At 46.1% G+C, this 23901-nt stretch carries 19 protein-coding genes; 5 read left to right on the forward strand and 14 right to left on the reverse strand.

All coding sequences use genetic code 11. The features are described from left to right. Positions 1 to 49: 49 nt before the first annotated feature. The 3 genes from KJB35_RS03150 to fecE are packed head-to-tail and all read left to right on the forward strand — an operon-like array spanning position 50 to position 2744. Positions 50 to 1009: a FecCD family ABC transporter permease gene (locus tag KJB35_RS03150; protein WP_373417389.1), complete on the forward strand. Its 960-nt coding sequence runs from the start codon at positions 50 to 52 to the stop codon at positions 1007 to 1009. After that, entirely contained in the window at positions 1006 to 1977 is a 972-nt protein-coding gene (locus tag KJB35_RS03155; RefSeq protein ID WP_017634500.1) for an iron ABC transporter permease, read from the forward strand. Before KJB35_RS03150 ends, KJB35_RS03155 begins: the two co-directional genes overlap by 4 nt. Positions 1978 to 1979: 2 nt before the next feature. Further along, positions 1980 to 2744 carry a Fe(3+) dicitrate ABC transporter ATP-binding protein FecE gene (fecE, locus tag KJB35_RS03160; protein WP_054575393.1) on the forward strand — a complete coding sequence of 255 codons (765 nt, stop codon included), beginning with the start codon at positions 1980 to 1982 and terminating at the stop codon, positions 2742 to 2744. A 117-nt stretch (positions 2745 to 2861) separates the two neighbouring features. On the opposite strand, the gene KJB35_RS03165 is transcribed toward fecE, so the two are convergent. Next, the gene (locus tag KJB35_RS03165) at positions 2862 to 4748 is read right to left on the reverse strand and encodes a methyl-accepting chemotaxis protein (RefSeq protein ID WP_025768674.1); all 1887 of its coding nucleotides are present in this window, start codon (positions 4746 to 4748) and stop codon (positions 2862 to 2864) included. 364 nt (positions 4749 to 5112) lie between these two features. Between KJB35_RS03165 and KJB35_RS03170 the strand changes: the two genes are divergently transcribed. Then, a complete protein-coding gene (locus KJB35_RS03170; RefSeq protein WP_213907536.1) occupies positions 5113 to 7863 on the forward strand; it encodes a pitrilysin family protein in 2751 nt (916 codons plus the stop codon). 87 nt (positions 7864 to 7950) lie between these two features. On the opposite strand, the gene KJB35_RS03175 is transcribed toward KJB35_RS03170, so the two are convergent. Beyond that, positions 7951 to 8403, reverse strand: a complete 453-nt coding sequence (locus KJB35_RS03175; RefSeq protein ID WP_080773744.1) for a polymer-forming cytoskeletal protein — start codon at positions 8401 to 8403, stop codon at positions 7951 to 7953. Then, positions 8307 to 9260 carry a M23 family metallopeptidase gene (locus KJB35_RS03180; RefSeq protein WP_053307982.1) on the reverse strand — a complete coding sequence of 318 codons (954 nt, stop codon included), beginning with the start codon at positions 9258 to 9260 and terminating at the stop codon, positions 8307 to 8309. The genes KJB35_RS03175 and KJB35_RS03180 overlap by 97 nt, the downstream gene beginning before the upstream one ends. 427 nt (positions 9261 to 9687) lie before the next feature. Between KJB35_RS03180 and KJB35_RS03185 the strand changes: the two genes are divergently transcribed. Next, positions 9688 to 11442 (forward strand): hypothetical protein, encoded by a 1755-nt coding sequence (locus tag KJB35_RS03185; RefSeq protein ID WP_213907537.1) that lies wholly within the window; start codon positions 9688 to 9690, stop codon positions 11440 to 11442. Positions 11443 to 11525: 83 nt separating this feature from the next. Here the strand turns inward: KJB35_RS03185 and KJB35_RS03190 are convergent, their stop codons facing one another. The 11 genes from KJB35_RS03190 to KJB35_RS03240 form a co-directional block, all read right to left on the reverse strand. Further along, the gene (locus KJB35_RS03190) at positions 11526 to 12170 is read right to left on the reverse strand and encodes an START domain-containing protein (protein ID WP_158173281.1); all 645 of its coding nucleotides are present in this window, start codon (positions 12168 to 12170) and stop codon (positions 11526 to 11528) included. Between the two features lie 77 nt (positions 12171 to 12247). Then, positions 12248 to 13432 carry a multidrug effflux MFS transporter gene (locus tag KJB35_RS03195; protein ID WP_213907538.1) on the reverse strand — a complete coding sequence of 395 codons (1185 nt, stop codon included), beginning with the start codon at positions 13430 to 13432 and terminating at the stop codon, positions 12248 to 12250. Further along, positions 13429 to 14073: a recombinase family protein gene (locus tag KJB35_RS03200; RefSeq protein WP_138939488.1), complete on the reverse strand. Its 645-nt coding sequence runs from the start codon at positions 14071 to 14073 to the stop codon at positions 13429 to 13431. The genes KJB35_RS03195 and KJB35_RS03200 overlap by 4 nt, the downstream gene beginning before the upstream one ends. A gap of 145 nt (positions 14074 to 14218) precedes the next feature. Further along, positions 14219 to 15226 carry a LacI family DNA-binding transcriptional regulator gene (locus tag KJB35_RS03205; protein WP_005374731.1) on the reverse strand — a complete coding sequence of 336 codons (1008 nt, stop codon included), beginning with the start codon at positions 15224 to 15226 and terminating at the stop codon, positions 14219 to 14221. A 217-nt stretch (positions 15227 to 15443) separates the two neighbouring features. Next, complete coding sequence (locus KJB35_RS03210) at positions 15444 to 17177, reverse strand: sodium/solute symporter (protein WP_151515258.1); 1734 nt, start codon at positions 17175 to 17177, stop codon at positions 15444 to 15446. Beyond that, positions 17170 to 18165, reverse strand: a complete 996-nt coding sequence (locus KJB35_RS03215; protein ID WP_005383441.1) for an ester cyclase — start codon at positions 18163 to 18165, stop codon at positions 17170 to 17172. Before KJB35_RS03215 ends, KJB35_RS03210 begins: the two co-directional genes overlap by 8 nt. Positions 18166 to 18214: 49 nt before the next feature. Continuing rightward, the gene (locus tag KJB35_RS03220; RefSeq protein WP_005374738.1) at positions 18215 to 19189 is read right to left on the reverse strand and encodes an ester cyclase; all 975 of its coding nucleotides are present in this window, start codon (positions 19187 to 19189) and stop codon (positions 18215 to 18217) included. 511 nt (positions 19190 to 19700) lie between these two features. Continuing rightward, the gene (locus tag KJB35_RS03225; RefSeq protein WP_005374740.1) at positions 19701 to 20981 is read right to left on the reverse strand and encodes a TRAP transporter large permease; all 1281 of its coding nucleotides are present in this window, start codon (positions 20979 to 20981) and stop codon (positions 19701 to 19703) included. Next, on the reverse strand, positions 20978 to 21541 hold the full coding sequence (locus KJB35_RS03230; RefSeq protein ID WP_005374742.1) for a TRAP transporter small permease: 564 nt from the start codon (positions 21539 to 21541) through the stop codon (positions 20978 to 20980). Before KJB35_RS03230 ends, KJB35_RS03225 begins: the two co-directional genes overlap by 4 nt. 58 nt (positions 21542 to 21599) lie before the next feature. Beyond that, complete coding sequence (locus KJB35_RS03235; protein WP_005374744.1) at positions 21600 to 22595, reverse strand: TRAP transporter substrate-binding protein; 996 nt, start codon at positions 22593 to 22595, stop codon at positions 21600 to 21602. 267 nt (positions 22596 to 22862) lie between these two features. Then, on the reverse strand, positions 22863 to 23819 hold the full coding sequence (locus KJB35_RS03240; RefSeq protein ID WP_005374746.1) for a LacI family DNA-binding transcriptional regulator: 957 nt from the start codon (positions 23817 to 23819) through the stop codon (positions 22863 to 22865). Positions 23820 to 23901 lie beyond the last annotated feature (82 nt).

A 23901-nucleotide genomic window follows, 5' to 3' on the forward strand; every position in this document is an offset into this window, starting at 1 on the left:
GTCTTCGGTTAGCAAATCGCATTGGAAAGCGAGCTTGTTTGTCTGTGCTATGGCGTTGTGTACGCTCTCAGGCTATGCAGCCTCAATGATTGGCTGGTCCAACTTTTCTTTGAGCGTTAATGATCTGACAAGCTATTGGTTTGCGTTTGATGAGGGCAATATGCTGCATCAAATCCTCGCGACGCTGCGTGCGCCTCGTACCTATGCTGGGTTATTAATTGGCGCTTCGCTTGCGGTATCCGGAGTGCTGATGCAAGGATTGACTCGTAACCCTTTGGCGTCGCCATCCATTCTCGGCATTAATGCAGGTGCGGCGTGTTTTATGGCCTTGGCGTCCATCGGCGTACCATTCTTTAGTCAATTGAACCCAATCATCAACGCAGTACTCGGCGCGCTACTAAGTGGTGGTGCGGTCATGTTGTTGGGCGGTTTTTTCTCCGCGCGTTCTCACCCATTGCGTTTAGTGCTAGCGGGCATTGCCATCAGTGCACTGCTGATAGGGTTAACTCGTGCGTCGGTAATTTTGGCGGATGACATGGCTTACAGCGTGTTGCATTGGTTAACGGGTTCACTCTCCGCGGTAGATTCTGAGCAGTGGCAGCAACTGTGGCCTTTTGCGACTTTAGGTTTGGTGCTCGCCATGGGCTTAGCGCGAAACTTAAATTTACTCGCGTTGGGGGACGAAGTTGCTGTCGGGTTGGGTGGTAACATTCGTCTTACGCGATTAATCAGTGGTTTAGCGGTTGTGCTGTTGGCAGGAACTAGCGTAGCGATTGCTGGACCAATTGGCTTTGTCGGGTTGTTAGTGCCGCACTTGGTACGCCCGATTGTTGGTCACAACTATCACATTCTCATTCCGGTTTCCGCCTTGTGTGGCGCGGCATTGGTCACGTGGTCAGATGCTTTATCACGCGCGATTGCCTTTCCGGCTGAAACGCCAGTGGGCGTGATTACCGCGCTGTTGGGCACACCTTGCTTTATCGCGATTGCAATGAGGAAATCATCATGATGAATCAAACCAAACTGTTTGCATTAGTTGGATTGTTGCTGATTGCGTCTTCTCTCACGCTGTTTGTTGGCGCGGCGAACATGTCGGCTCAACAGGTTTTTGCATTGCTGTTTTCTTTCTCTGACTCGGACTTTGTGATTCACCAATATCGATTACCGAGAATGTTGCTCGCCATTGGCGTGGGCGCTGGGTTGGGGCTGTCAGGCGTTTTAGTTCAAGGCGTCATCCGTAATCCACTTGCCTCACCAGATTTAATGGGGATAAGCGCCGGAGCAGGACTGGCGGCTACCGCTTGTTTGGTGCTGTATCCGAATGCGCCAGTGGCAATGTTGCCGATGGTCGCCATGTCGGGAGGCTTGCTTGCTGCTGGCTTTATTGCTGTGCTGGCTTACTGGTCGAAACCAACACCAGCACGTTTGGCGCTGATTGGTGTTGCTGTCAGCGCATTTTTAGCCAGCGGTATCGATTTTCTTCTGATTGTGCACCCTATTGAAATCAACACGGCGATGGTATGGCTAACCGGCAGTTTGTGGGGACGAAACTGGCAACAAGTGCCGTTTATTTGGAGTGCTTTATTGCTGCTACTACCATTGGCGTTTTGGCTGGCTTGGCGGCTAGATGTTATGGGACTGGGAGAAGAAAGCGCCACTACACTTGGCACGAAACCAAGACAGATCCAAATTATTGCGTTGATTGCTGCCGTGCTATTGGCGAGTATCAGTGTGTCTGTGGCAGGCACGATCAGCTTTGTTGGCCTGCTTGCGCCGCATCTTGCGCGTTTGCTGTTTGGCCACAACCACAAGTTGTTGATTCCAGCCGCTGCAACCCTTGGCGCTTTGTTGGTGATTTGCGCCGATGGTTTAGCGAGAGGCTTACAGCCGCCAATTGAGCTACCAGCGGGAGTGCTGACATCTGTTATTGGCGCACCATATTTCATTTTTCTTTTGTATCGTTATAGAGGTTGGTAAGCATGTTACGAACGCAGAACTTATCCGTCGCGTACGGCAAACAGACCATCATTCCAGATCTCTCTTTGTCGATTCCTCAAGGTAAAATTACCGCACTAGTTGGTCCAAATGGTTGCGGTAAATCGACACTATTAAAAACCTTGGTACGCATCAATAAACCCGCTTCTGGCCAAGTGTTGTATGACGACAAACCACTAAGCAGCTACGGGGATAAACGCTTGGCGCGTTCGTTGTCTTTGCTGCCGCAGATTCTTGTCAGTCCTGAAGGTATTACCGTCAGAAAACTGGTCGAATATGGCCGCTCGCCTTATCTCTCTCATTGGGGCCGGTTAAGTCAACAAGACAAGACCTTAGTCGAGCAAGCAATGCAAGATACTGGCGTGATTGAGTTTGCTGACAAGCCAGTTGAATCGCTGTCTGGCGGTCAAAGGCAAAGGGCGTGGATTGCGATGGTAATGGCGCAAGATACCGACGTAGTGATGCTTGATGAGCCAACCACTTACTTGGATCTCTCTCACCAAGTTGAGCTGATGAAACTCATGAGGCAGATGAACGACAAAGGCAAAACAGTGGTCGTAGTGCTGCACGATCTAAACCAAGCGTGCCGTTACTGCGATCATTTGGTGGTGTTGGAAAAAGGTCAGTTAGTCACGCAGGGAACACCGCAAGAGGTACTGACAGAAGGTATGTTGGCATCGGTGTTTGATTTACAAGCGAGAGTATTTAACGACCCAATCTCAGGCACGCCGATGTGTGTGGCGGTGTAGGTTTACGTCTTTCGAAAGCTATCTTCAATAAAAACGTCGATCCATAAAAACAAACCCCGCTAGTAACAAAGTTGCTAGCGGGGTTTGTTATTTTTAAGAGTGTCCTTAATGTGGCGTTTAAGCCAGTTTAAACGTTGCCACTTTCGAGTTGAGATCCTCAGCTTGCGATTTCAGCTCAGCAGATTGATTCATCGATTCTTCGGCACCAACTACCAAGTGATCGGTCACATCTTTAATGGACGTGACGTTTTGCGTGATTTCATTGGTTACGTGCGTTTGCTCTTCGGCGGCGGTCGCGATTTGCGTTGCCATATCGCTGATCAGCGCAACGGCTGCGTTGATTTCATCCAGAGCCAGTGCTGCGCGATCTGCATCTTCCACCGAACCTTGCGCGAGCTGAGAGCTTGTATCCATGATGGTCACAGCGCGTTGTGTGGTTTGCTGCAAAGTCTCGATCGTCGAGCGAATCTCTTCGGTTGAGGTGTGTGTGCGTTGTGATAGCACGCGAACCTCGTCTGCAACAACGGCAAAACCGCGACCTTGTTCACCTGCACGCGCCGCTTCAATCGCCGCATTCAGAGCCAGTAAGTTGGTTTGTTCTGCGATGTCTCGAATCGTTGATAGTACGGTTGAGATGTCTTGCGCGTGCTGGTTGAGCTCGCCGATGACAACGCTCGCTTGGTTGACTTCAGAAGACAAATTGTTGATGGATGACTTGGAGTTGATCACTAACTCATGACCATTTTGTGTGCTCGCTGAAGAGTCTTGAGCGGCTTTAGCCGTCTGCTCTGCATGTGCTGCAATCTCTTGCGTTGCCGATGCCATTTCAGTCACAGCGGTCGCCACCATCGTGATTTCTTGTTGCTGATGGTTCAGATCGGAAACCGATTGATTCGCGCGATTCGTGCTCAGCTCCGATTGTTGGCTCAGTTCTTCCGCTTGGTGACGAATGTGACCAATAAGTTGCTGCAAACTTTCAACGAACTGGTTGAAGTTTTCAGCCAGCTCACCAACTTCGTCACGGTTTTCTACTTTGATGCGTTGAGTTAGGTCGCCGCTACCGTTTGCGATTTGTGCAAGCGCATTCGAAACGTTGTAGAGCGGACGGAACAAGATGTTACATAGCAGATTAAACAAAGCTACGCAGATAACGACGACGATGGTGGTTGCGATGATCTGATCCCAAACAGCATCGTAGAGTGGGGCAACCAACGAGTTTTGATCTAACACCGTCACTGTTGTGAGCTTGGTACCCTCTATGTGGCGCGCGTAAATCACATATTCGGTGCCGTTAATAGAGACGCGACGCTCTGTACCTGAACGTGCGGCAGACGTAATGTCGTTGTTGTTGAGGCCTAGCTTGCTAACCGGTTGATTCAGCAGTTTACCGTTGTTATGAGTGAAAATATTGCCCTGTTCATTGGCAATAAACATATAACCTTCACCCGGTAGGATCACTTGGTTCAGGCTGTTCAGGATATCACCGATCTCTACGTCAGCACCCAGAACGACGGTTTGACCATGCAATTGCAGGGCTTTACCGAGCGACACGACGTTAGCCCCCGTGGCTGCTGCGACGGTTGGGTTATCCATAAAGACTTTCGATGGGTTGGCGATTGCATTGGTATACCAACCCCACTTACGAGGATCGTTATTACCTGGTGGCAAAACCACCCCATTAGCGTTGTCTTGTGACCCGTCCGGGTAAGCGAGGAAAACGTTATCGAACGCGCCAGAGTCTCGGACTTGTTTCAAATGCGTAACCAGAGAACGTTTCTCTGAATCAGAAGAGAGTGAAGTTAGTGCGCGCTCTTTAGAGAGTAGCCAGTCCTTTACGTATTGATTGTAAGATGCGCTAGTGCTTTCTAGTCGCTGTGCGACTTCGACATCGAGCCTATTTAATGAATCTCGAAAAGACAGCCCCTCTACCAGCACTCCCCCTAGAATGATGGCGGCACTGGCAGAGATTGCCAGTTTGTTTTTTAATGATAGATTTTTGAACATAAAGCGAATAATAGATCTTTGAATAATAGTAGTTGTGTTTTTATTCTCATCAGTGCTCTCTGCGCTGTTGAATATGCAGCAGAAAGTCAGATTCGAATCTGTTCAATAATTATATTTTATTGCTCAAAATAAATACTGACTCCATGTCGCGAATTTGAGTTTTACATCAAATAAGCAAAAGGATTTGGGATGATATTATTTATGTATTTGTAAAGTAAGGATTTGTCGATTTTTGTAAATGAGAATTCATTTCAATAAATGGTGATCTTTATCACATTTGCGTATTTGATAATCCATTAAAAATGTGAAGGTTATAGCACCGGATATATATTGATTAGCTTAATCATTGTTATGGGCAATCGTTATGCGCAGTATATTGTTAGTCCCCGCGTTATTAGTGTCAGGGTGTGCTCTGATACAACAGTCGACGCCGATTCAACCTGACGCCAACTGGCACGTGGACCAGTTATCGAACGGTATGAAATACCATCTTTATCCAACAGAAGACCAAGAAGTCTCGGTCCGTTTGGTGATGAATATCGGCTCATTCCAAGAAACATCCTCTCAAAAGGGTTACGCTCACTTTGTTGAGCATATGGCGTTTAATGGTAGTGAGCATTTTACCGGTAACGACGTTGTCAAACTTTTCGAGCAATCTGGTGGTAGCTTTGGCGCTGATATCAACGCTTTTACCAGTTATCAGCAAACGTCTTACCAACTTGACCTTGCGAATAATACGAAGCTAGAAGATGCCCTAAAGTGGATGAGAGATATCGGTAACGGGCTTGAGTTTGCTCCTGAGCAAGTAGAGAAAGAAAAAGGGGTGATTCTCGGGGAATGGCGACGTGCTAATCCGGATGATAAGTCCTTTTCTATGCATGCTTACCAAGCCTCGATTGAAGGCACTATGTATGGTGAGCATGACCCAATTGGTACTCGCGAAGCGATTCAAAATGCTTCCTCAAGTAAGTTAAAGGCGTTTTACGACAAATGGTACCAGCCACAAAATGCCGAGTTGATTGTGACTGGTAATATCGACGTAGATTCACTGTCCAAGATTATCAAAAGCAAGTTCTCGAACTGGGAAAGTACCTCGGATACGGTAATAGAGAAGCGCCGTGATATTCGAGTGAACAACGAAAACAGAATCTTGCCAAGTAACACGATGGAATCACCCAGTCTTCATTTAGTGATTGAGCGTGGTCTAAGTGGCGGCACGACGATTGAGCAACAACATGAAGTGTGGCGTGATGAAGTCGCAACACAACTCATTCAACAGCGTTTGATCCGTGTACTCAGTGATGCCGCTGAACCTTTTCAATACGCTTATGCAGAGCCCTATTACTCTAACTATCAGCGTATGATGTCGGCAGGGATTTCGTTTGCACCAGATCGCCGCGAACAAATGCACCAGACTTTCATTCGTACCTTGGCGTCGTTGAGAGATTATGGTGCGACTCAATCCGAGTTAGATAGCGTTATGTCAAATTGGCAAGGTGAACTTGCAAATATTGATTCAGATTGGAGTCAGCGTAAGCCAAACAGTTACGCAGAAGCACGTGTTTTTCAAATTGGACAAGACAGTGTCAGCCAATCAAAAGAGAATTATGCCCAGAGTTTGGCAGAATTCATCAACAACGAGAATTTAGAGAGCATTAACACACAATTGACGGCTTTGTTATCTCAGCAGCCAAGCTTTTTTATTGGTTTGGGGAAAAGCGAAACGTCAGAACAGTTCAATGGTGTATTTGCCGCTCTAAACAGTGCCTATCTTCAAACTGGCGAAAAACCGTTAGAGATGTATGACAAAGTGGATGGATTCTTAAAGCCTACCCAGGAAGGCAGCATCACGAGCATGCGTCAGGAAGCGGGTGGTTTTCAAGTCTATACGCTATCAAACGGTGTCGAAGTGTGGTTCCAAAAAGATACTAAAGCGGGTGGTCGAGCGTATATTTACTATGCGAGCCAAGGTGGTAAAGCCGCTGTTGATCCGACGTTGTATGCCGCTTATGAAATCGCAGCAACAACGGCAATACGCAGTGGGTTAGGGGCATTTTCTGGTTCAGAGCTAGATAGCTACTTACGCAAAAACAACATTGCGCTTGGCGCGATGCTTGATGCGACCAGTCACGGAGCGCAAATTACGGCGCCAAATACGCACCTAACCGATGCTTTGAATGGACTATACAACCTAGCGACGGAGATTAAAGTCGACGAGCGCCAGATGGCGGCAGCGAAGCAAGAGTTTAAACAGCAGAGCGGCGCTTTTTTTGAATCACCGATGGGAAAACTGATTCAAAAAGCAAACGGCAATTCTTATTTGCCGGGGAGTCGTCATCGTATAGTGTCCAGTGATGATGTTGAACAAGTGACTTCCGAGCAGATACTAGCGGTGCATGAGCAACTTTTCAAAACCAATGATGGTTTTAAGATGGTTATTGTTGCAAACGTAGAGCCGGAAGAAATTACACCACTTTTGCGTAAGTATGTGGCCTCTATCGAAATGAAACCTAGTCGTTCGATTGATTATCGCGTTGCGTTTAACCCGGAAGTGCCGGAGCGAACTGTGGTTGCGGATGGGCATGAACCTTCATCGTTGTATGTAATGCGTTTGACTAATACGAGCGATTACCAACGTACGGCAAGAGACACGGTTATCGAAGATATTTTGCAACGTATTAGTAATGCGCGTGTTTTGGATATTGTGCGAGAAGAGTCTAGCCTTGATTACAGCCCAAGCATTTACACCATGACACAAGATCGCGAACCCATCTCTGATTGGCTTTTGGAGTCTCAAGTCGAGCCCAAAGACGTGGCTCTTTTAGAGAGTAAACTGGGCAAAGTGTTTGATGATTTAGCGTCAAATATTACCCAAAAAGAAGTGGATACGGCCGCGAAACAACTGGCAGTCGCGATGCAAGGATTGGATGACAACCCAGCACAGAGATCATGGGCATATACTCGTTATTTGGTGCATGATTACGGCGTCGATGTGTTACTTGACGTTGAGAAAGTGGCTAAAAGTGTGACGTTAGATGAAGTGAAAGCGCATGCAAAATCAGCTTTTGGTCCACAAGCAAAACGCTCGGTGATGGTTTTAAATCCGGCCGAATAATCACGTAGTTTCTGACGAAAATCGTGGCAATAGTAATAAAAAAGACGGCGTGAAAGCCGTCTTTTTTAAGCACTTTAATCAAAGCTTTTATGCTGATTTACGCGCAAGTCGCTTTTCATTGTTGGTGTTGTTTTCTTTTGTGATCGCACTGTCTTGAGCCTTACCCTTTAACGTTACCACTTCCTTTTCAGGTAATTCGGCTGCTTCACCAAAGAATTTGCCACCAGGTTCAATGCTGAGGTTATTGCTCCAGATCCTACCGCTTACGCGTCCCTTGGCAAGCACTTGAATGTGTTCTGCGTGACAGTTTCCGTCCATCATGCCATTAATGATCAGCTGTTTAGCGTAGATTTCACCGTTTACTCGCCCGCTTTCTGCGACAACGAGAGTGCCTTCCACGTTAATTTGACCATCGACGATGCCATCAATCTGGACATCGTTTTCTACTTTGAGTTCTCCGCTAAGAGAACAGCCTTTGGCGATGAGAGTTGAAGCTGCTGAGCTACTCGTTGTTCCACTGTTTTGATTAAAGATTCCCATCGTATTCTTCGCTCCTTAGTAAAAATGTCTTCGAAATCATTAAGGCTCCAATCGACAAATGGTTTCGGATTCAGTGCTCGCCCAACAAATCGCACCTCGTAATGCAGGTGAGGGCCAGAAGAGAGCCCACTGTTGCCGGAAATTGCAATCAGCTGCCCTTTTTTGACGAACTGACCACTTTTTACTTTGAACGCTTTCAAGTGCGAATAAGAACTCGAAAAACCGAAAGAATGTTGCAGCCTGAGGAAGTTACCAGAGCCTTTATTGCTGCGGCGGGTGACTTCCACTACCCCATCGGCAGGGGCATAAATTTTGGTGCCGATATTTACGGCAAAATCGAGCCCACGATGCATCTTGGCAACTTTTGTCACCGGATGGATACGCTTACCGAATCCGGAAGATAGCCGTACCTTGCCGACTGGAGAACCACTTGGTATTTGGTTTAATAACACCATGCGAACGTTTGAGGTTATCGCCGCCGCATCGAGCCTAGCATCCAAGTTATTTGTCGAGGTATGTTCTCCAACCCCAAGCACTTTCTCTAATTCACCCAAACGTTCCGAAACAAGTTGTACCCGTTCTTCCCGTTCTGAAAGGTCATTTTCTAGCTCTGATTTAAGTGTTTTCAGTGTGCTGAGCTCTTCACCCATGGTGCGTGAATGCTCTGTCAATTCAGCTTGTTTTAACGCTGCATTATCAACGCGAGTGTACAAGTGATGAATTAAGATTACGGTCGCGGCCAGAGCAACAACAAAAAAAACGAAAAACGTTTTTATGTTACGTTGCATCCTTTTACTGAAGTACCAATGTCTTGAGCCATTGATAGTTGATATAGAGATCGTCAACTGGTCTTTCATCGTCTTCTATTGCTCGTATTTGGTATACGTCTCGTCACTGAGTTAGTAGGAATGTAAGGAAAACGAGTAGGGACCGCCAGAGGCAAATTGGAAAGAAGTGTCAGGTCGTGAGGCGTTTTCAGATATTAGATAAAAGACTCAATAAAGATTTAATATTCTGCTGATTTTGGTCGTAATTACTCCAAATCGCTTCATTTAACTGAATATTATGATTTTTAAGGCGGTTATCCGAGAAATTGGATTGTGAATATTGCCAATAGCATCCGCACGCAATTCAACTTACTTCACGGTTTGCCTTATAAATGTTGGATAATTTATCAAACCGACATTCATTACATCGATAACTTGTTTATGATAGCGGTTGATATAAAGCACTATTCATTGGCTTTAAACCTAAGCGTTACATTTCGTTTAGGAACACATAACTATGACAACGGAGTTGGTCGTGAAAAAACTACTATTGGCTACAGCAGTGGTCGCAGCAGCAGGGGGCGCTGGCTACCTGTACCAAAACAATACTACCGCGAGTGATGCAGGCTCACTGTTAACGCAAGTTCCTGCAGATTCACTTATGGTGACGTATCAGACAGAACCTTTTAACCATTATAAATACATGAACGCATTCGGTACGGCGAATCAAGGCTCGATTGCAGAACTTTTTGCCGATGAACCACTGTCTCCACAACAGCAGTTTGCAGTTAACTTATTCGATGGATACCTAGAGAGTGCTGCGTCGCCAGAAACATTAAAAGCTTATTTGGGCACCGGGGAAAACATTAATCCTGTGTTGTACACAATTGGTATGGTACCCGTGTACAAAGTGGATATTGAAGACCCTGCCGCGTTATGGAAAACACTGGATCATGAAGAGCAGATGAGCGGCGCTAAGCATGAGTTGGTTAAGCTTGGTGACGTCGAGTATCGTCGTTACGAGATGACTGATTCAATTGACCCGCAGGACGGTATTGGCTTGGTTGTAGCCGTGGTTGATAACGTGCTTACGTTAACGGTTGATGTTCCGCAACTGGGCGTTCAAAACCCGATTAAAATGGCATTAGGGCTTGAAGCACCAAGTCAAAATATTGCTGAGAGTGGACGTCTTGAGGTGTTGCAAGCCAAATACGGTGAAAACAACAACTCTTTTGGTTACTTTGATCATCGCGAAGTGATTAAAGGTTTGACGACGAAAGATGGCAATATGTTTGCTCGTCAAATCAGCACGTTGGATGCAATAGATCCTGAACCAACTATTGAGGAAATGCGTTCACCAGCCTGCCATACTGAGCTTACTCAAGTTGCAGAAAACTGGCCTCAGTCCGTCGCGTTTGCAGAATACAAGATGAAAGGCGATCAGGCGTTCATTAAAGGTTCTTTTGTTGTTGAGTCCAACAATAAAGTGATTCTAGATGCGCTCAAGTCGATTCGTGGTGTATTGGCAGAGTCTAAAAGTGATAAGAGTTTCTTTAGTATGGCGCTTGGCTTAGACATTAATACGCTAGCGCCATCGATTGGTCAGATTTGGGCTGACTTGACTCAGCCTCAATACCAATGCTCTTTATTGACACAAATGCAGCAAGAGATGGGCGGCCAGAATCCAGCAGCCGCTGTAAGCATGGGGTCAGGCATGGTTAACGGCCTTAAAGGGTTAAGCCTGCAAATGTTTGATATCAAAGTAGATACTAATGCTCAGCATGGTGAAGTATTTAGCCAGCTAGATGGTATGTTGTCTCTTTCTGCCAATGATCCAATGATGCTTATTCAAACTGCGCAAATGTTCGTTCCTGAACTTGCTCAATTGCAAATTCAACCGGATAACCAACCTGTTAATGTCAGTGACCTATTAGAAATGCATACTGGCATGAAGGTGGACGTGTTTGCTCGTCTAAACGAAAACCATTTCACCCTTTACAGTGGTGATAGTGCTGCGGAAGCAAGCAAAGAAGTGATGGCGCAATCACTTTCTCCAAATGGCTTGTTCAGCTTTGATTTTGATTCAGAGCGTATTTTGGAAGTGTTAGAGAGTGCGTCGTCAATCACAGGGGAGCCGGTTCCGGATGATGTTGTCAAAAGCTTACAAGGCGAGCTTGTTGGTGGTATGACGATGGACGTGACAGACCAAGGTATTGGTTTTGAGTTTGATTACCGCGGTGCAACTAAACCTGTAACGGTTGCACAGCAGTAACACATTGAGTAGAAAAGGCGGCGCAATGCCGCCTTTTGTTATTATTATGTACCGCATTAAAAAGCGAGTGGGAAGAGCGACGCTTACTCATCTATTTGAGGATGAGAGTATTGCTGATATTCAGGTAACTCTTTTCTTAAATTACTAAATGTCGCCCATGCACTTTCTTTTGAGAGTTTGTTGATCAGCCAGTTTGGCAATAGACCTCCGGGGTCAGCAAACGCCTTGTATTCCACTAGTGTTGTATCGTTTGTGAGTTTTTGTAACTCCCAAGTCGCATCAACCGAGCGAATTCGAACATAACCATTTTGTTCAGCAAGATATGAGTCAGGTGCGCTTTTGATTTCTATGGTGAATCCCAGCTCATCGACCCAGTACTTTGAGTAGGTGACCATATCCCGATTTTTGGCAGGCCATGGTGCTTTAAACTGGGTGTAAACGATGTTCTCGGTGGCCGATATCTGATTTAAAACCCGGCTATGACTGGCATTGTCAATCCAGTTCGGGATATTGTCACTGTCTTCCAGTAGCGTTAAAAATGCACCATAGCTGGTGGGTGTGAACATCCGGGCACGGATCTCAACTAAACCGTCACTATGTTCTCGGGAGTAAATTGTGATTCCATTCTTGTCACGCTCGAACTGCCAGTTCTCGTTGGCGCTCGCATCAGTACCAGCGGATATCAATGTGGCGAGTGTTAAGGCGCCCATTCTTAAATGCAACATCATGTTAGTATCCGCCAACTTTTCCTAAATTTAAGTTTATACGATTTGTTGTAGCTATAAGGACAATAGTATGTTTTTTGTTATTGTTCTGAAGGTTGCTCTGCACTAAAGCCACGTTGAATGTTGGTGAAGGTAAGCGATGCAAATATTACGATAACGATCGCTAGATGCCATGCTTGACTCAATCCAAGCTGCACCAGAGTTAAGCTGACCAATGAGGAGACGACCATTTGTCCACCACCAGACATTGCCGCTGCGGCACCTGCTTGCTTTTTATAAGGTTGCATTACCATCGCTTGTGCACAAGGTAGGGCAATACCATTACCCAAGATCATTAATAGCTGTCCTAGCATCAGAAATAGAGGCTCAACAGGGCAGAAAAATAACCACATTGCGGCAGCGAGGTGAAGAAATGGGGTGCAAAGCAGCATTTTTTTATTGCCAATAATTGGCCTTACTCGGTTACAAATCGTGGTACCACATAACATACCCAAAGCGGGAATGAGCGCCCACATCGCGTATTGAGCGGAGGTCATGCCAATTTGATCTTGCATGATAAATGGCATCACAGAGACTGTCGTAATCATTAAGCTGAAGTTTAACCAACTGATACTGGCGAAACTCATAAAGTAACGAGACGTAAGTAAGCTCTTGTATTGGAGTAACATTTTTCGGGGTGACGGAATGACAGAACGTTTTGTGATGGTTTCTGTGAACTTAAAGGCGATGATTACCCAGGCCAGCGAGACATAGCCCAATAGAGAAATAAACACCATACTCCAACCGAAGTGGAAGTTGATAAAGCCGCCAATCACAGGTGCAATAAGTGGCGTGATTGAAGCCGCCATGGCGATGTAAGACATTGCCACTGGGAGTTCATCCCCGCTAAATCTATCTCGAGTCGACGCCCTCGCGAGTACCGCGCAGCATCCTGTACCTAACCCTTGTAAAAAGCGCCCCATCACCATCCCTGTAAATGTGTCACTGAAGAAAATAATTATCAGCAGACCAGACATCGCGATGAGTAAACCGGTAAGTAATACTCTTTTTCGTCCTAAAGCATCTGACACTGGCCCGTAGATAAATTGAGAGGGGCCGAAGCCGAGCAAATAAATACTCACAAGTAGTTGAGCTTGGTCGAGGGAGATGGAAAAGTCTTTTGCTATCCATGGCAAAGAGGGCATGACTAGCCCCATGCTCAACTGGCCAACGCTAATAATAAGACAGGCGAGTAGTATAGTATGAAAGTTGATTGGGCGACTCATGACTGGTCTCCATTCAAACAACCTTTTTGGCGTCGTGATCTTAAGCCGCCTTCGTCATCCACTTCATTTAGCTTTGCTTTGACCCGCTTCACAGTCGATAGACTGACTTCGCATTGCTCTGCTACGTTTTGCAATGTGTAGCCTTCTAGCAGTAACGTTGCGATCTGTTGGTGTTTGGTTTTGTTTGCGGGGCGGCCGCGAAACTTCTGTTTCCATAATTCTGGCTGCTCTTTAATGGCCTGTCGCCCTTGCTCTGCGGCAAACAGGCGATGTTCAGTCTGCACTTTCCCATATCCAGATAACACTGTGAGTAGTGTTTGAGTTTGAACAGAACCTGGCTCAAAAGTTATTGATTCACATACGGTTTTCAATGTTACCCCTTTATCGAGTAGCATTTTTATCGTGTTCAATGCTTGACTAAAGTCGCGACCAAATGCGGTCAGCCACCAGAGCACAATCGTATCCCCAGCTCTGACGGAATCGAGCAGTCGTAAGAATGCCTCTCTCTCGGTTGGAGGCATGCAACCACGAACCTTATCCTCAAAATGCTGAGCTTCGGGTGCAAAAGCTTTTAGAGTATTAAGGTGCTCTTGGTAAGCTCGATTTTTTGGCGAATAACGAGTGTAAAGATACGTGGTCATAAGGATTATGAGCCTTTTTTGTTTGGTTCATATAGTGTAATGGCTCACAAATATACATGGGTTCATTAATACTGACAACACTAAATGAGCCGTTTGGGAGTCAGAGGCACATAAAAAAGCCAACCGAATGGCTGGCTATAGCTATTTAAGCTTTTGTTGTCTGTCGCTCGATTAACTTCACTGGCACCATCATTTTTACTAGGCTTCCGTTTTTCGTATTAATTTGATCAACAATGATCTTCACGCATTCGCGAGCGAGGCGACGGAAATCCTGGCGGAATGTGGTTAATTGATAGCTTAACCATTCTGTCTGAGGAATATTATCAAAGCCAATGACTTGTAAGTCCTGAGGAATGCTCAACCCGCATTCTATACGAGCGATATCCATGACCGCCATCGCAAGGTTATCGGTTGCACAGAACACCGCTTCAGGCCGATTTTTGTCTGCCAGTATGGCACGGACTTTATCAAGTGAGCTCGCGTAGTCATAACTGGCTTCAATGATGCGTGGCGTCTTGCCGGTTAGGTCTTCAAATTCAGAGCAGAAGCCGCTTTGGCGTTCGTCATTCGTAAAGGTTGGCACTTCTCCCGTCAAATAAACCGCGTTCTTCACGCCACTTTTATGCAGAAGTTGCGCGGCTTGTTGGCCTGCTTCGTAGTTGTCACTGATAACGTAGCTACTCCTAGTACCTTCAACAACTCGTGCGTATTGAACAATTGGGATATTAAACTCTTCACATTCTTCATAAAGGGACTTATTGAAGGTTGCGGAAGCGGCAATGACACCATCGACGCGATACTGGAAGATATTTGGGATTGAGTGACCCTCTTCTTCATCCACTTGCCATGGAATCAATACGGCAGAATAACCTTTTTTCTGTAACTCACTGGAAATTAATTGCAGTGTTTTCATATGGATAGGGTAATCCGCATCAGGAAACACCAAACCTATCAATTTCGATTCGTTTGTGGTCAGGCTACGTGCAAAGGCGTTAGGGCGGTAGTTAAGGGCTTTAGCCGCTTCAAAGACTTTTTGCTTGGTCTTTTCGGATACTGAGCTACCCGGAACAAACACGCGCGATACAGTAGATTGAGAGACGCCTGCCATCTTTGCCACATCTTTTGATGTGACTACGTGTTTAATTGATTTCATGAATAAAACTTAGTTGCCAGTAATTGAGGTCATAAGACTAGCATAAATAGGTACGTATTCATAAATGTTCTGACAGGGTATCCTAAGTAGAATAATGGCTTTGGAGTGTTAAAAAGCAAAATGTGGGTTAACCCATTTGGTTTGCTTTGAGCTAGCACTAGATCTAGAGCGTAGATACTGTCCGTTTGTTGGACGTACAGTATCTACGTAAAGAACATTAATTTGCTTGTTTGACTGCAACTTTACGTTTTGGGGAGAGGAGTGAATACCCCATGTATCCGATGCAAGCGGTAGCGACAAGAATAGAGCAGCCACGCATAAAGTTAATCAGCATAGGAGCGTTGTCGGTAAACGCGTTGATCCCCCAAAGCATCACGAGAGAGAATACAAACATCACTAGTAAGCCATAACATGGAGCATCGATTTTGCCGGGAACGACATACCAACCATCTTCCTTGATTGGTTTATTTAGACGCGCATATTCCGCTTGCTGGCCTTTCACTGTGTAAAGATGCATTTCATCTTGTTTACCCGTCAGGAGAAGGCTAGCAATGTAAGCGACAACGGCATTCACAATCACGCCAATCACGCAATACCAAGGCCACGCAATATCGGTCGCAACGGCTACATACCAAATCACCAAGAAGCTAGCAGCAACGCCAATTAACAAGCCTTTTTCCGTAATGTGTTTTGAGTAGAAACCAAGGACGAACATACAGAAGCTCGCACCGACAAAGTAAGAGCCTGCCTTACTCAGCACTTCCAGTACCGAGCCTGTGCTGGTGGCAAACATGATCGCTGGAATGATGACCAAAATCGCCCACGCCACCGTGAAGAAACGCGATACCTTTAAGTAGTGCTCTTCCGACTCGTTTTGCTTGTAGAAGCGTTTGTAAAAGTCAGCCACAGAAACGGTCGCCATTGAGTTAAAGGCGGAATCGAGACTCGACATACTTGCCGCCAGAATCGCAGCGGCAATGATGCCCATCAAGCCTGGCATTCCATATTCACTCGCATAATGAAGAATGATGGTGTTGCCGTTTTCAAACTCTTTACCGTCGTAATAAGCGTTGAACAGTACGCCAAGCAAGATAAAGACAAAGTAAATAAAGAAGGCCACGTAGCCCATCATCAACATTGCCTTTTTCGCATCGCCCATGCTTTTAGCGGCCATACAACGTTGTACCATCATCTGGTTACCGCCATACACGGTGGTGTGGAACATCGTCATTGCGATAACGCCAGCCCATACCGTCGTTACTTGGCTTAGGTTAAAACTTGTCTGTAGGGCATCGGTCATTCCTTTCGCTTTGAGTTCTGCCATGACCTCCGTCATTGGAGCAGGCATGCCATTCCAAACGGCTTCAATGATGATGAATGCGCCAATAAATAAGATTACTGCTTGAATCACATCGGTCCAAATGACAGCCGCGATACCGCCCATTACGGTGTAGATAAGGGCAATTGCAGTGACGATCATGATGCAGTACATCACGTCGATACCAGTAATGAACTCTAAAATCATTGCTGTCGCGTAGAGTACGGCTGCCGAGCTCAATGCTTGTTTGATAAGGAAGATAAACGACAAAGTCAGTCGTGAAGCCTTACCGAAGCGTCGTTCTTGATACTCGTAGATGGAGGTTAAACCGTTGTTGTAGAAAAACGGCATAAACACAGCCACGATGAAGAAGATCACCAGCGGATAATTGAGGTGAATCGCGATAACCGACAGGCCTTCTTTGTAAGACCAAGCTGGCCCACCAAGGAAAGACATGGCACTCACGTAAGTACAAACGACAGAAATACCGATCGCCCACCAAGGGATGCTCTTATCACCCAAAGCGAATTGGCTAGCTGAAGTTACTCGCTTACCAATCACCGCACCCAATACTAGCGTTAGGGCTATGTATCCACCAAGGATGCTCCAGTTAAGTGCGCCAAACTCATGCATAATTAGGTCCTTCTAACTGTTCTTTCATTTGTGCAAACACGTCATAGCCAAGTTGCAGCAGGATATGAACGATGTCGATCGCCACCCAGTTTTCCTTCAGTAAATCGCCTTCGCGTCGCCAAATGTCCATAACGCGAAGTTCGATGTGTTTTCCTGTCGGGGCGAGACCGAGCCAGCCACTGTGACCAGTGTGAGTACCATGCATATGTGGCCAACCACCTGTGGATACGTAGTCATTTTTGGCCAAAAAATTGACCTCAATATCGACACTTCGGTCAGGGAAGGCAAACACAAATGGCGCTTGATGGTGGTTACGGAAACCTTTGATACCGCGCGTAGTACCAATACCAGCAGGGCCGTACCACATGAAGTCATTGTGCCAGTAGTTTTCTAAATCCATCGAGAAAAGATCTTTGCCATCAAAACGACCCAAGCAAGACAGCATATCTTCAACCAGCTGGGCGCTCTTTTCACTTTCTCCCAAAGACACAACAGATTGTTGAATACCGTTAGAAGTTGCAGGAGAAGGAACCAAGCCATCGTGACCTAAGCTTTTACGAAGAGGGTTGCAGCCTGCTTGATTCATCGCGTCGATGAAGTCTGGGATCATGTAAGATTCGGTGATTTGGTCGTTCTCCACACACACCATTTCGGTGTAACGCAAGTAGAGTGTTTTCCCTGTTGCTGGGATGCCAAACAGTGGTTGTTCAAATGTACCGATAAAGTAGCCGGTAGAGTTGTACCAAGTGCGGCCTTCGTATTCGCCGTGCATTACGATCATTGGTCGGCGCTCGGCGTCAGGCAAAGCATTCACAAGTGGTGAGAGGAAAGATTCGTGGGTTGCATCTGGGCCATTAAGATCGTTCACAGGGTGCGCCACGCACCATTTTACGTCAGGGTTCAAAGTTTGCAGAGCGGCCTGTTTTTGCTCGATGTCTGCGGCTTTGAAGTAGTTCTGGTAGAACTGTTCGATGATGTTGAGTGACATGTTGCTTCCTTACTGTCTGTGATTTTAATAAATAGTGTTTAGTCAGCCGTTAGCCTTGTTGTAGCAGGATTTGCTTCCAGATTGCGGTCTCGTCAAACAAAGTGAATTCGCGACGAAGACCCCAAGGGCCAAACTCAGCGTGGCTGATCCCCATGATGTAAACCTCTTTTCCTGAAGGCTTACCAAACATCCCGTATCCCTCATGCTTACCGTGCAAAGACCATCGAATTGCAGCGCGTGGTGACATCATGTCGTCATCCCGGCCAATACGATGGTGAACGGTAAATTGAGCATTTGGGAAAGACGCACGAAGTGCCATCCAAAAATGATCGACTTCCGAGTATGATAGGGCATTTTGACCGCCAGTGTATTCGCCGATGCAAGCGCGGTCGTACTCTTTCGGTACTATAGAGAACTCGGCATTCATAAGGCTTCTGAGAATTGCTTCATAGCGCTGACCATATTCGTTGTCGTTGCCTACGCCCAAATAAGGTCCAGGAATGTCGACTTCAGGTGTGAACGGAAATGGGCTTGATTCCACGCCACCTTCAAATTCGATTTGTTGGCGTGCAAACTCTTCTGACGTCATACCCAGTTGTTTCGCGATATCGGCTTGATCGCGAACCAACCATTCGTCATTGATTTGGTTATTGATAGCGTGGCAATCTGCGATAATACGGAAACGAAGTTTGCGGTTCGAGGCTTGCCCGTAGAAGCCGTTGCCACTGTGTGTTGCAGTAGAGATGATTCGATGAGAAGAAAGCATGCCTTGTTCCGGGGTGCCTGACCAAATGACGTCTTCGCCATATAGCGTGCGATCGGGAAACTCGGCCAGTGTCGCCATTGTTGCACTGATCACCCCTTCGTTTCCTTGAACGATAGAGAGTGGAGTACGCACAACAATGTCGGGAGAGTAGTAGTGTTCTAAGGTGTTTAAACCTCGGTCTTCCCAAATCTCTTTTGTGATACCAAGAATGTAGTCGGGAAAATCACGCCACTTTTCATCGAAGCCAACCATGGCCATAAATCACCTCCGTAATTGAATAATTATGTTTTGATTACGTATTCAAAATATATCATGTTGCCATTTTGTCAACGGATTGTTTTTCAATTGTTTAAATAGCGTGCTGATGATCAGATTTTTAACAATTGAGCGGAAAATAAACTAAAAAAGTACAGGAGAGATGGAAGCTATCTCTTATCTAGACGTGTTAATAAGAAAGGAAGTCAAAGTTTTTTGTATGAATTTCCTAATATCTTATTGTTTTTAATCGCTTAATTTATTTTTATCTGTTTGAATGGAAACAAATGATTAAGCCAAAACTGATAATCATGCAGATCAAGGCACCCAAATAGACTTTATCGCTAACATTCAGCTATTTTGGTGTCAATTATCCTTATATCTTTCAAATTTTCCTTTTGCATACGAATGCTTAAAGGCTTTTTATTAAATCGGAAGTAAATAACGAATAAGCCACTAGAAAGGTGTTTATCTAGTGGCTATAACAGTCATAAGCGCTCTATGAGTGCAACGATCAGGATAAAAGCGCAGGTAATGATAGCGAGATGGCAGGGATGAAGGTAATCAACATCAAGGCCACTATCATTGCACCAATCCAGCCCATGATGGCTTTAGAGAGCGACTCTATCGGTACTTTGCCTACCTGACTTGCCATAAACAGGTTGGCACCCAGAGGAGGCGTAACAAAGCCAATGGCCAAGTTCACGATCATCACGATCCCAAAATGAACGGGGTCCATGCCGAGTGCTGACGTAATGGGTAACAGAATTGGCGTGAGAATAACAATGGCTGCCAGCGTTTCCATAAAGGTACCGACAAGCAACAACAGGACATTGATGCAAAGCAGTATCAGAAGTTTGTTTTCAGTAATCGATAGAATGAACTGAGCAATCTCGGTCGGTAGACGTTCTAGGGTCAATATGCGGCCAAACGTCACGGACGCACCCACAATGACGAGCACAGCGCCAACTAACAGTGACGACTCTAGAATGATTTTCACCACTTGCGTTGGTTTGAGTTCTTTATAAACAAACATGCCAAAGAATAAGCCATAGAGAACTCCGATGGCGGCTGATTCGGTAGGCGTGAAAATGCCGGAATAGATGCCACCGAGAATGATAACGGGTAGTAGCATTGCCCAACTGGCTTCTTTTAGCGCATCAAGACGCTCTGCCCAAGTCGCTTTGTGCTCGTTACCTGTGTAGCCCCGCATTTTGGAGACAATCAGACAGTAGCCGATCAATACCATACCAACGACCAAGCCAGGAATGATGCCCGCCATGAACATCTTGGTGACCGAGACCTCAGCAGTGATCGCGTAGACGATCATCACCACAGAAGGCGGAATAATGACACCAATCCCGCCGGAAGAGGCTATCAAGGCACCTGCAAAGCTGCGGTCGTAGCCTTTCTTCACCATCGAGGGAATCATCGTCAGGCCGATAGCGGCAACAGTGGCAGACCCTGTACCAGAGATGGAAGCGAAGAACATACACGCCACAATGGCCACGATGCCAAGCCCGCCAGTAAAGTGGCCAAAGAAGACCTCCGCCACATGCAATAATCGTTTTGAGATCCCTCCTTGGCTCATAAGGTTACCTGCCAAGGTAAAAAGAACGACGGCGAGGAGAGGGAAAGAGTCGAGCCCTGTTACCATCCCTTGGACTAAAAACTCGATGTTAAGAAATGGCAGACTGAGTATCGCGACCATACTGGCTGCCGCCAGAGCAATACCGACCGGAACGCCAATGAGCAGAAGCAGACCAAAGCTGCCAAACAAAAGTGCAGACGTCATGCGTTAAACTCCAATAGTCGGTTAGAAGTACGATACTTTGCTTTGATATGGCGATAGCGTTGGCGAGAAAAGCGAACTCGTTCATTGCTGGTGGAGCACGCGTTCACACGTTGATAAATGCTTGTCACTAGGCGCGCGCAGCTTAATAGTGCGCAAACTAAAACAGAGGTATACAAACACGCAATAGGAATTTCCATTGCGGGTGCAATCTGACCGAGTTGCAGGCTGCGGTTTATAACCTTAAATCCAAACCAGGCGACAGTGGCACTAAAGGCAAGGTAGATAAGATCAGAGACAATCAAACTGAATTGCGTCCAATTGCCCGGAAGTTTATCTATGAACACACGAATGCGGATGTGTCGATCATCTCGGATACAATAGCTGATGCTCAGGTACATCGCCCATACGAATAAATAACGTGCCAGCTCTTCAGCCCACGCGATCGTTGCGTCAAATAGGCGTAGTGCGATTTGCAAGCACAGTAAAGTTGTCATCGTCGAGATCGCGATAACGATAAGGGTAGGTTCTAGGTATTTGTCTAGTAAGCGAAACCACTTCATGTTCACCTCCAAAACGAGAAAGCACGACCTGTTGCCAGATCGTGCAAAAGAGTGGGAGTTATAGGCGTTCTATCTCGGCCATCACGTTGTCAAACAAGTCTTTACCCGTTTTACTGCGCAAGTCCTGGTACACGGCCGCATTCATTTTCTCTTTCATGATGCTGCGTACCTCGTCTGGGACGATGTTAACCGTCATGCCTTTTGCTTCGAGCTCTTTGATTACTTCTTGGTTTTGCTGCGCGGCGAGCTCACGCTGTTTTGCGATGGTTTCTTTGCTTACTTCACTGATCAGCGCTTGTTGTGCGGCCGGCAGTGAATCCCAAAACGATTTGTTCATGAACAACACGTAGTTGGTGTATATATGGTTAGTTAAAGAGAGGTACTTTTGTGCCTCGTAAAAACGTTCGGCATAAATAGAGTAGATAGCACTTTCTTGAGCGTTAATCAGGCCTTGTTGTAACGAGGTGAAAATTTCTCCCCAAGACAGAGGTGTTGGCGCAGTACCAATAGATTTCCACGCGCTTATTTGAGTGGGGTTAGATGCCGAGCGAATCTTTAGCCCTTTCAGGTCCTCAATACTATCAATTGGCTGTTTGTTGTTGGTCACGCTACGAAAGCCGACCTCCATAAAGCCAAGTCCATGAAAGCCTTTTGATTCCATAGCATTCAACAATGGTTGTCCGATCTTCTCACTGTCGAGCGCTTTGTGTGCTTGCTCTTCGCTATCAAAAAGGTAGAACACGTCGAGCACGTTAAACTCTGGGACGTAGGGAGAGAGTAAAACTGACGCACCAAACGTCATTTGTAAGTTGCCTTGCTGTACGAGTTCAGTCGTCTCACGCACATCGCCTAGTTGTCTTGCCGGATAGATTTCAACTTCTATCTCACCGTTTGAGCGAGCTTCCACTTCTTGTTCGAAATAGAGCATTGCTTTGTGTACGGGAGAGGTTTCTTGACTGTCATGAGCAAGACGAATAACACTGGTTGCAAACGTATTCATACTGCTAAATGCAAGCCCCAGTGCGGTAAGTGAAGTAAGGATTACTTTCTTCATCGTTCTTCCTTGTTTCTGGTATGACCTGCCATTGGCATTCGTCGGCAAGTCACACAACTTTTTATGTTTTTATAAATTAGTTGAGCAATTCATATCCATTTTGCATACGAATCCAAAATAAAACATTAAAGTAACAAGTCAATAACAAGATTGATGAATTGATGAGGAATTAAATAACGATTGGTGAAAATTTAATCGTGATCACAGAAAATGCTTTACTCGAAAGCAAGGCATTTTGTTTATGAAGAATGAATAAAAATGGATTTATTAAATGGTGCTACTACGTTCGATCAAGGTGCCTTGCTCGAAAAGGTATTCGCCAGTTGCATCCAGGTTGCCGTTGATTCGATTCATCAAATCTTCAACCGCTCGTTTAACAATTTTGTCGACTGGTTGAGCAATGGTGGTCAAATCATAGCTCGGCCATGCAGACATCGGAATGTTATCTACACCCATCACAGAGAAGTCTTGGGGGATCTTTGCTCCGGCTTGTCGCAAGCCATCCATCACACCCATGGCGAGGATGTCGTTTGCACAAAAAATTGCATCGGGTTTGCTAGTGTGCGACAAGATCGCTTTCGCTGCTTCTAAGCCTGCTTCAAAGCTGTACTTGGCTTGGATAAACGTTGGTGATGGAGCGCCGAGTTCTTGCAACTTTGAAGAGAAACCCAGCCAACGCTCTTCACTGGTCATGGAGCCAGCATCGCCACTGATATAAGCACACTGTTTTGCGCCTTTCTGCGTTAAATACTCCGCAGCTTGTTGGCCCGCCAAGCGGTTATCAATACCAGAGCTGTTGGCATTAATGCCTTCGGCGTAGCGGTTGATCAAGCTTAAGTGAACGCCAAACTTTTCGCATTGGGCAAACGCGCGTGAGGTTAAACGGCTGGTTGCGATAACGAGTCCGTCCACTTGGTATTCAATGGCGCGTGAAATGGCGAGATCGAGGTCGTCCTTGTCGATAGGGCAAAGCACAACTTGTCCGCCTCGCTTTTGAATTTCGACAGCCAAAGCACGAGATTGCATGTCGTACATTGGGTTTGATTCGCTATCTAACGCAATCGCCACTAAGCCTGAACGATTCGAAATCAGACCTCGGGCGATGGCATTCGGTGTGTATCCGAGCTTAGCTGCGGCATCCATCACCATTTTGCGTTTCTTCTCGCTAATACTCGCAGTCGGGCTGAATGCTCTAGATACCGTCGATTGAGAGACGCCGAGCATCTTCGCGACGTCGATCGAAGTTACTTTCGCTTTAATGGTGATACTCCTTATTTAAGGCCATTGAACCTGCTCATACGTGCTG

The sequence above is a fragment of the Vibrio sp. D431a genome (genome assembly GCF_030248655.1).
GTDB classification, from domain to species: Bacteria; Pseudomonadota; Gammaproteobacteria; order Enterobacterales; family Vibrionaceae; genus Vibrio; species Vibrio alginolyticus.

Coding starts and splice junctions, on each gene's coding strand:
- KJB35_RS03175 (WP_080773744.1), bottom strand. CDS start 8,403: ATGGGAATCTTTAATCAAAACAGTGGAACAACGAGTAGCTCAGCAGCT.
- KJB35_RS03215 (WP_005383441.1), bottom strand. CDS start 18,165: ATGTCACTCAACATCATCGAACAGTTCTACCAGAACTACTTCAAAGCC.
- KJB35_RS03205 (WP_005374731.1), bottom strand. CDS start 15,226: ATGAAATCAATTAAACACGTAGTCACATCAAAAGATGTGGCAAAGATG.
- fecE (WP_054575393.1), top strand. CDS start 1,980: ATGTTACGAACGCAGAACTTATCCGTCGCGTACGGCAAACAGACCATC.
- KJB35_RS03190 (WP_158173281.1), bottom strand. CDS start 12,170: ATGATGTTGCATTTAAGAATGGGCGCCTTAACACTCGCCACATTGATA.
- KJB35_RS03185 (WP_213907537.1), top strand. CDS start 9,688: ATGACAACGGAGTTGGTCGTGAAAAAACTACTATTGGCTACAGCAGTG.
- KJB35_RS03200 (WP_138939488.1), bottom strand. CDS start 14,073: ATGACCACGTATCTTTACACTCGTTATTCGCCAAAAAATCGAGCTTAC.
- KJB35_RS03230 (WP_005374742.1), bottom strand. CDS start 21,541: ATGAAGTGGTTTCGCTTACTAGACAAATACCTAGAACCTACCCTTATC.
- KJB35_RS03170 (WP_213907536.1), top strand. CDS start 5,113: ATGCGCAGTATATTGTTAGTCCCCGCGTTATTAGTGTCAGGGTGTGCT.
- KJB35_RS03220 (WP_005374738.1), bottom strand. CDS start 19,189: ATGGCCATGGTTGGCTTCGATGAAAAGTGGCGTGATTTTCCCGACTAC.
- KJB35_RS03155 (WP_017634500.1), top strand. CDS start 1,006: ATGATGAATCAAACCAAACTGTTTGCATTAGTTGGATTGTTGCTGATT.
- KJB35_RS03195 (WP_213907538.1), bottom strand. CDS start 13,432: ATGAGTCGCCCAATCAACTTTCATACTATACTACTCGCCTGTCTTATT.
- KJB35_RS03235 (WP_005374744.1), bottom strand. CDS start 22,595: ATGAAGAAAGTAATCCTTACTTCACTTACCGCACTGGGGCTTGCATTT.
- KJB35_RS03225 (WP_005374740.1), bottom strand. CDS start 20,981: ATGACGTCTGCACTTTTGTTTGGCAGCTTTGGTCTGCTTCTGCTCATT.
- KJB35_RS03150 (WP_373417389.1), top strand. CDS start 50: ATGGCGTTGTGTACGCTCTCAGGCTATGCAGCCTCAATGATTGGCTGG.
- KJB35_RS03210 (WP_151515258.1), bottom strand. CDS start 17,177: ATGCATGAGTTTGGCGCACTTAACTGGAGCATCCTTGGTGGATACATA.
- KJB35_RS03240 (WP_005374746.1), bottom strand. CDS start 23,819: ATGCTCGGCGTCTCTCAATCGACGGTATCTAGAGCATTCAGCCCGACT.
- KJB35_RS03165 (WP_025768674.1), bottom strand. CDS start 4,748: ATGTTCAAAAATCTATCATTAAAAAACAAACTGGCAATCTCTGCCAGT.
- KJB35_RS03180 (WP_053307982.1), bottom strand. CDS start 9,260: ATGAAAGACCAGTTGACGATCTCTATATCAACTATCAATGGCTCAAGA.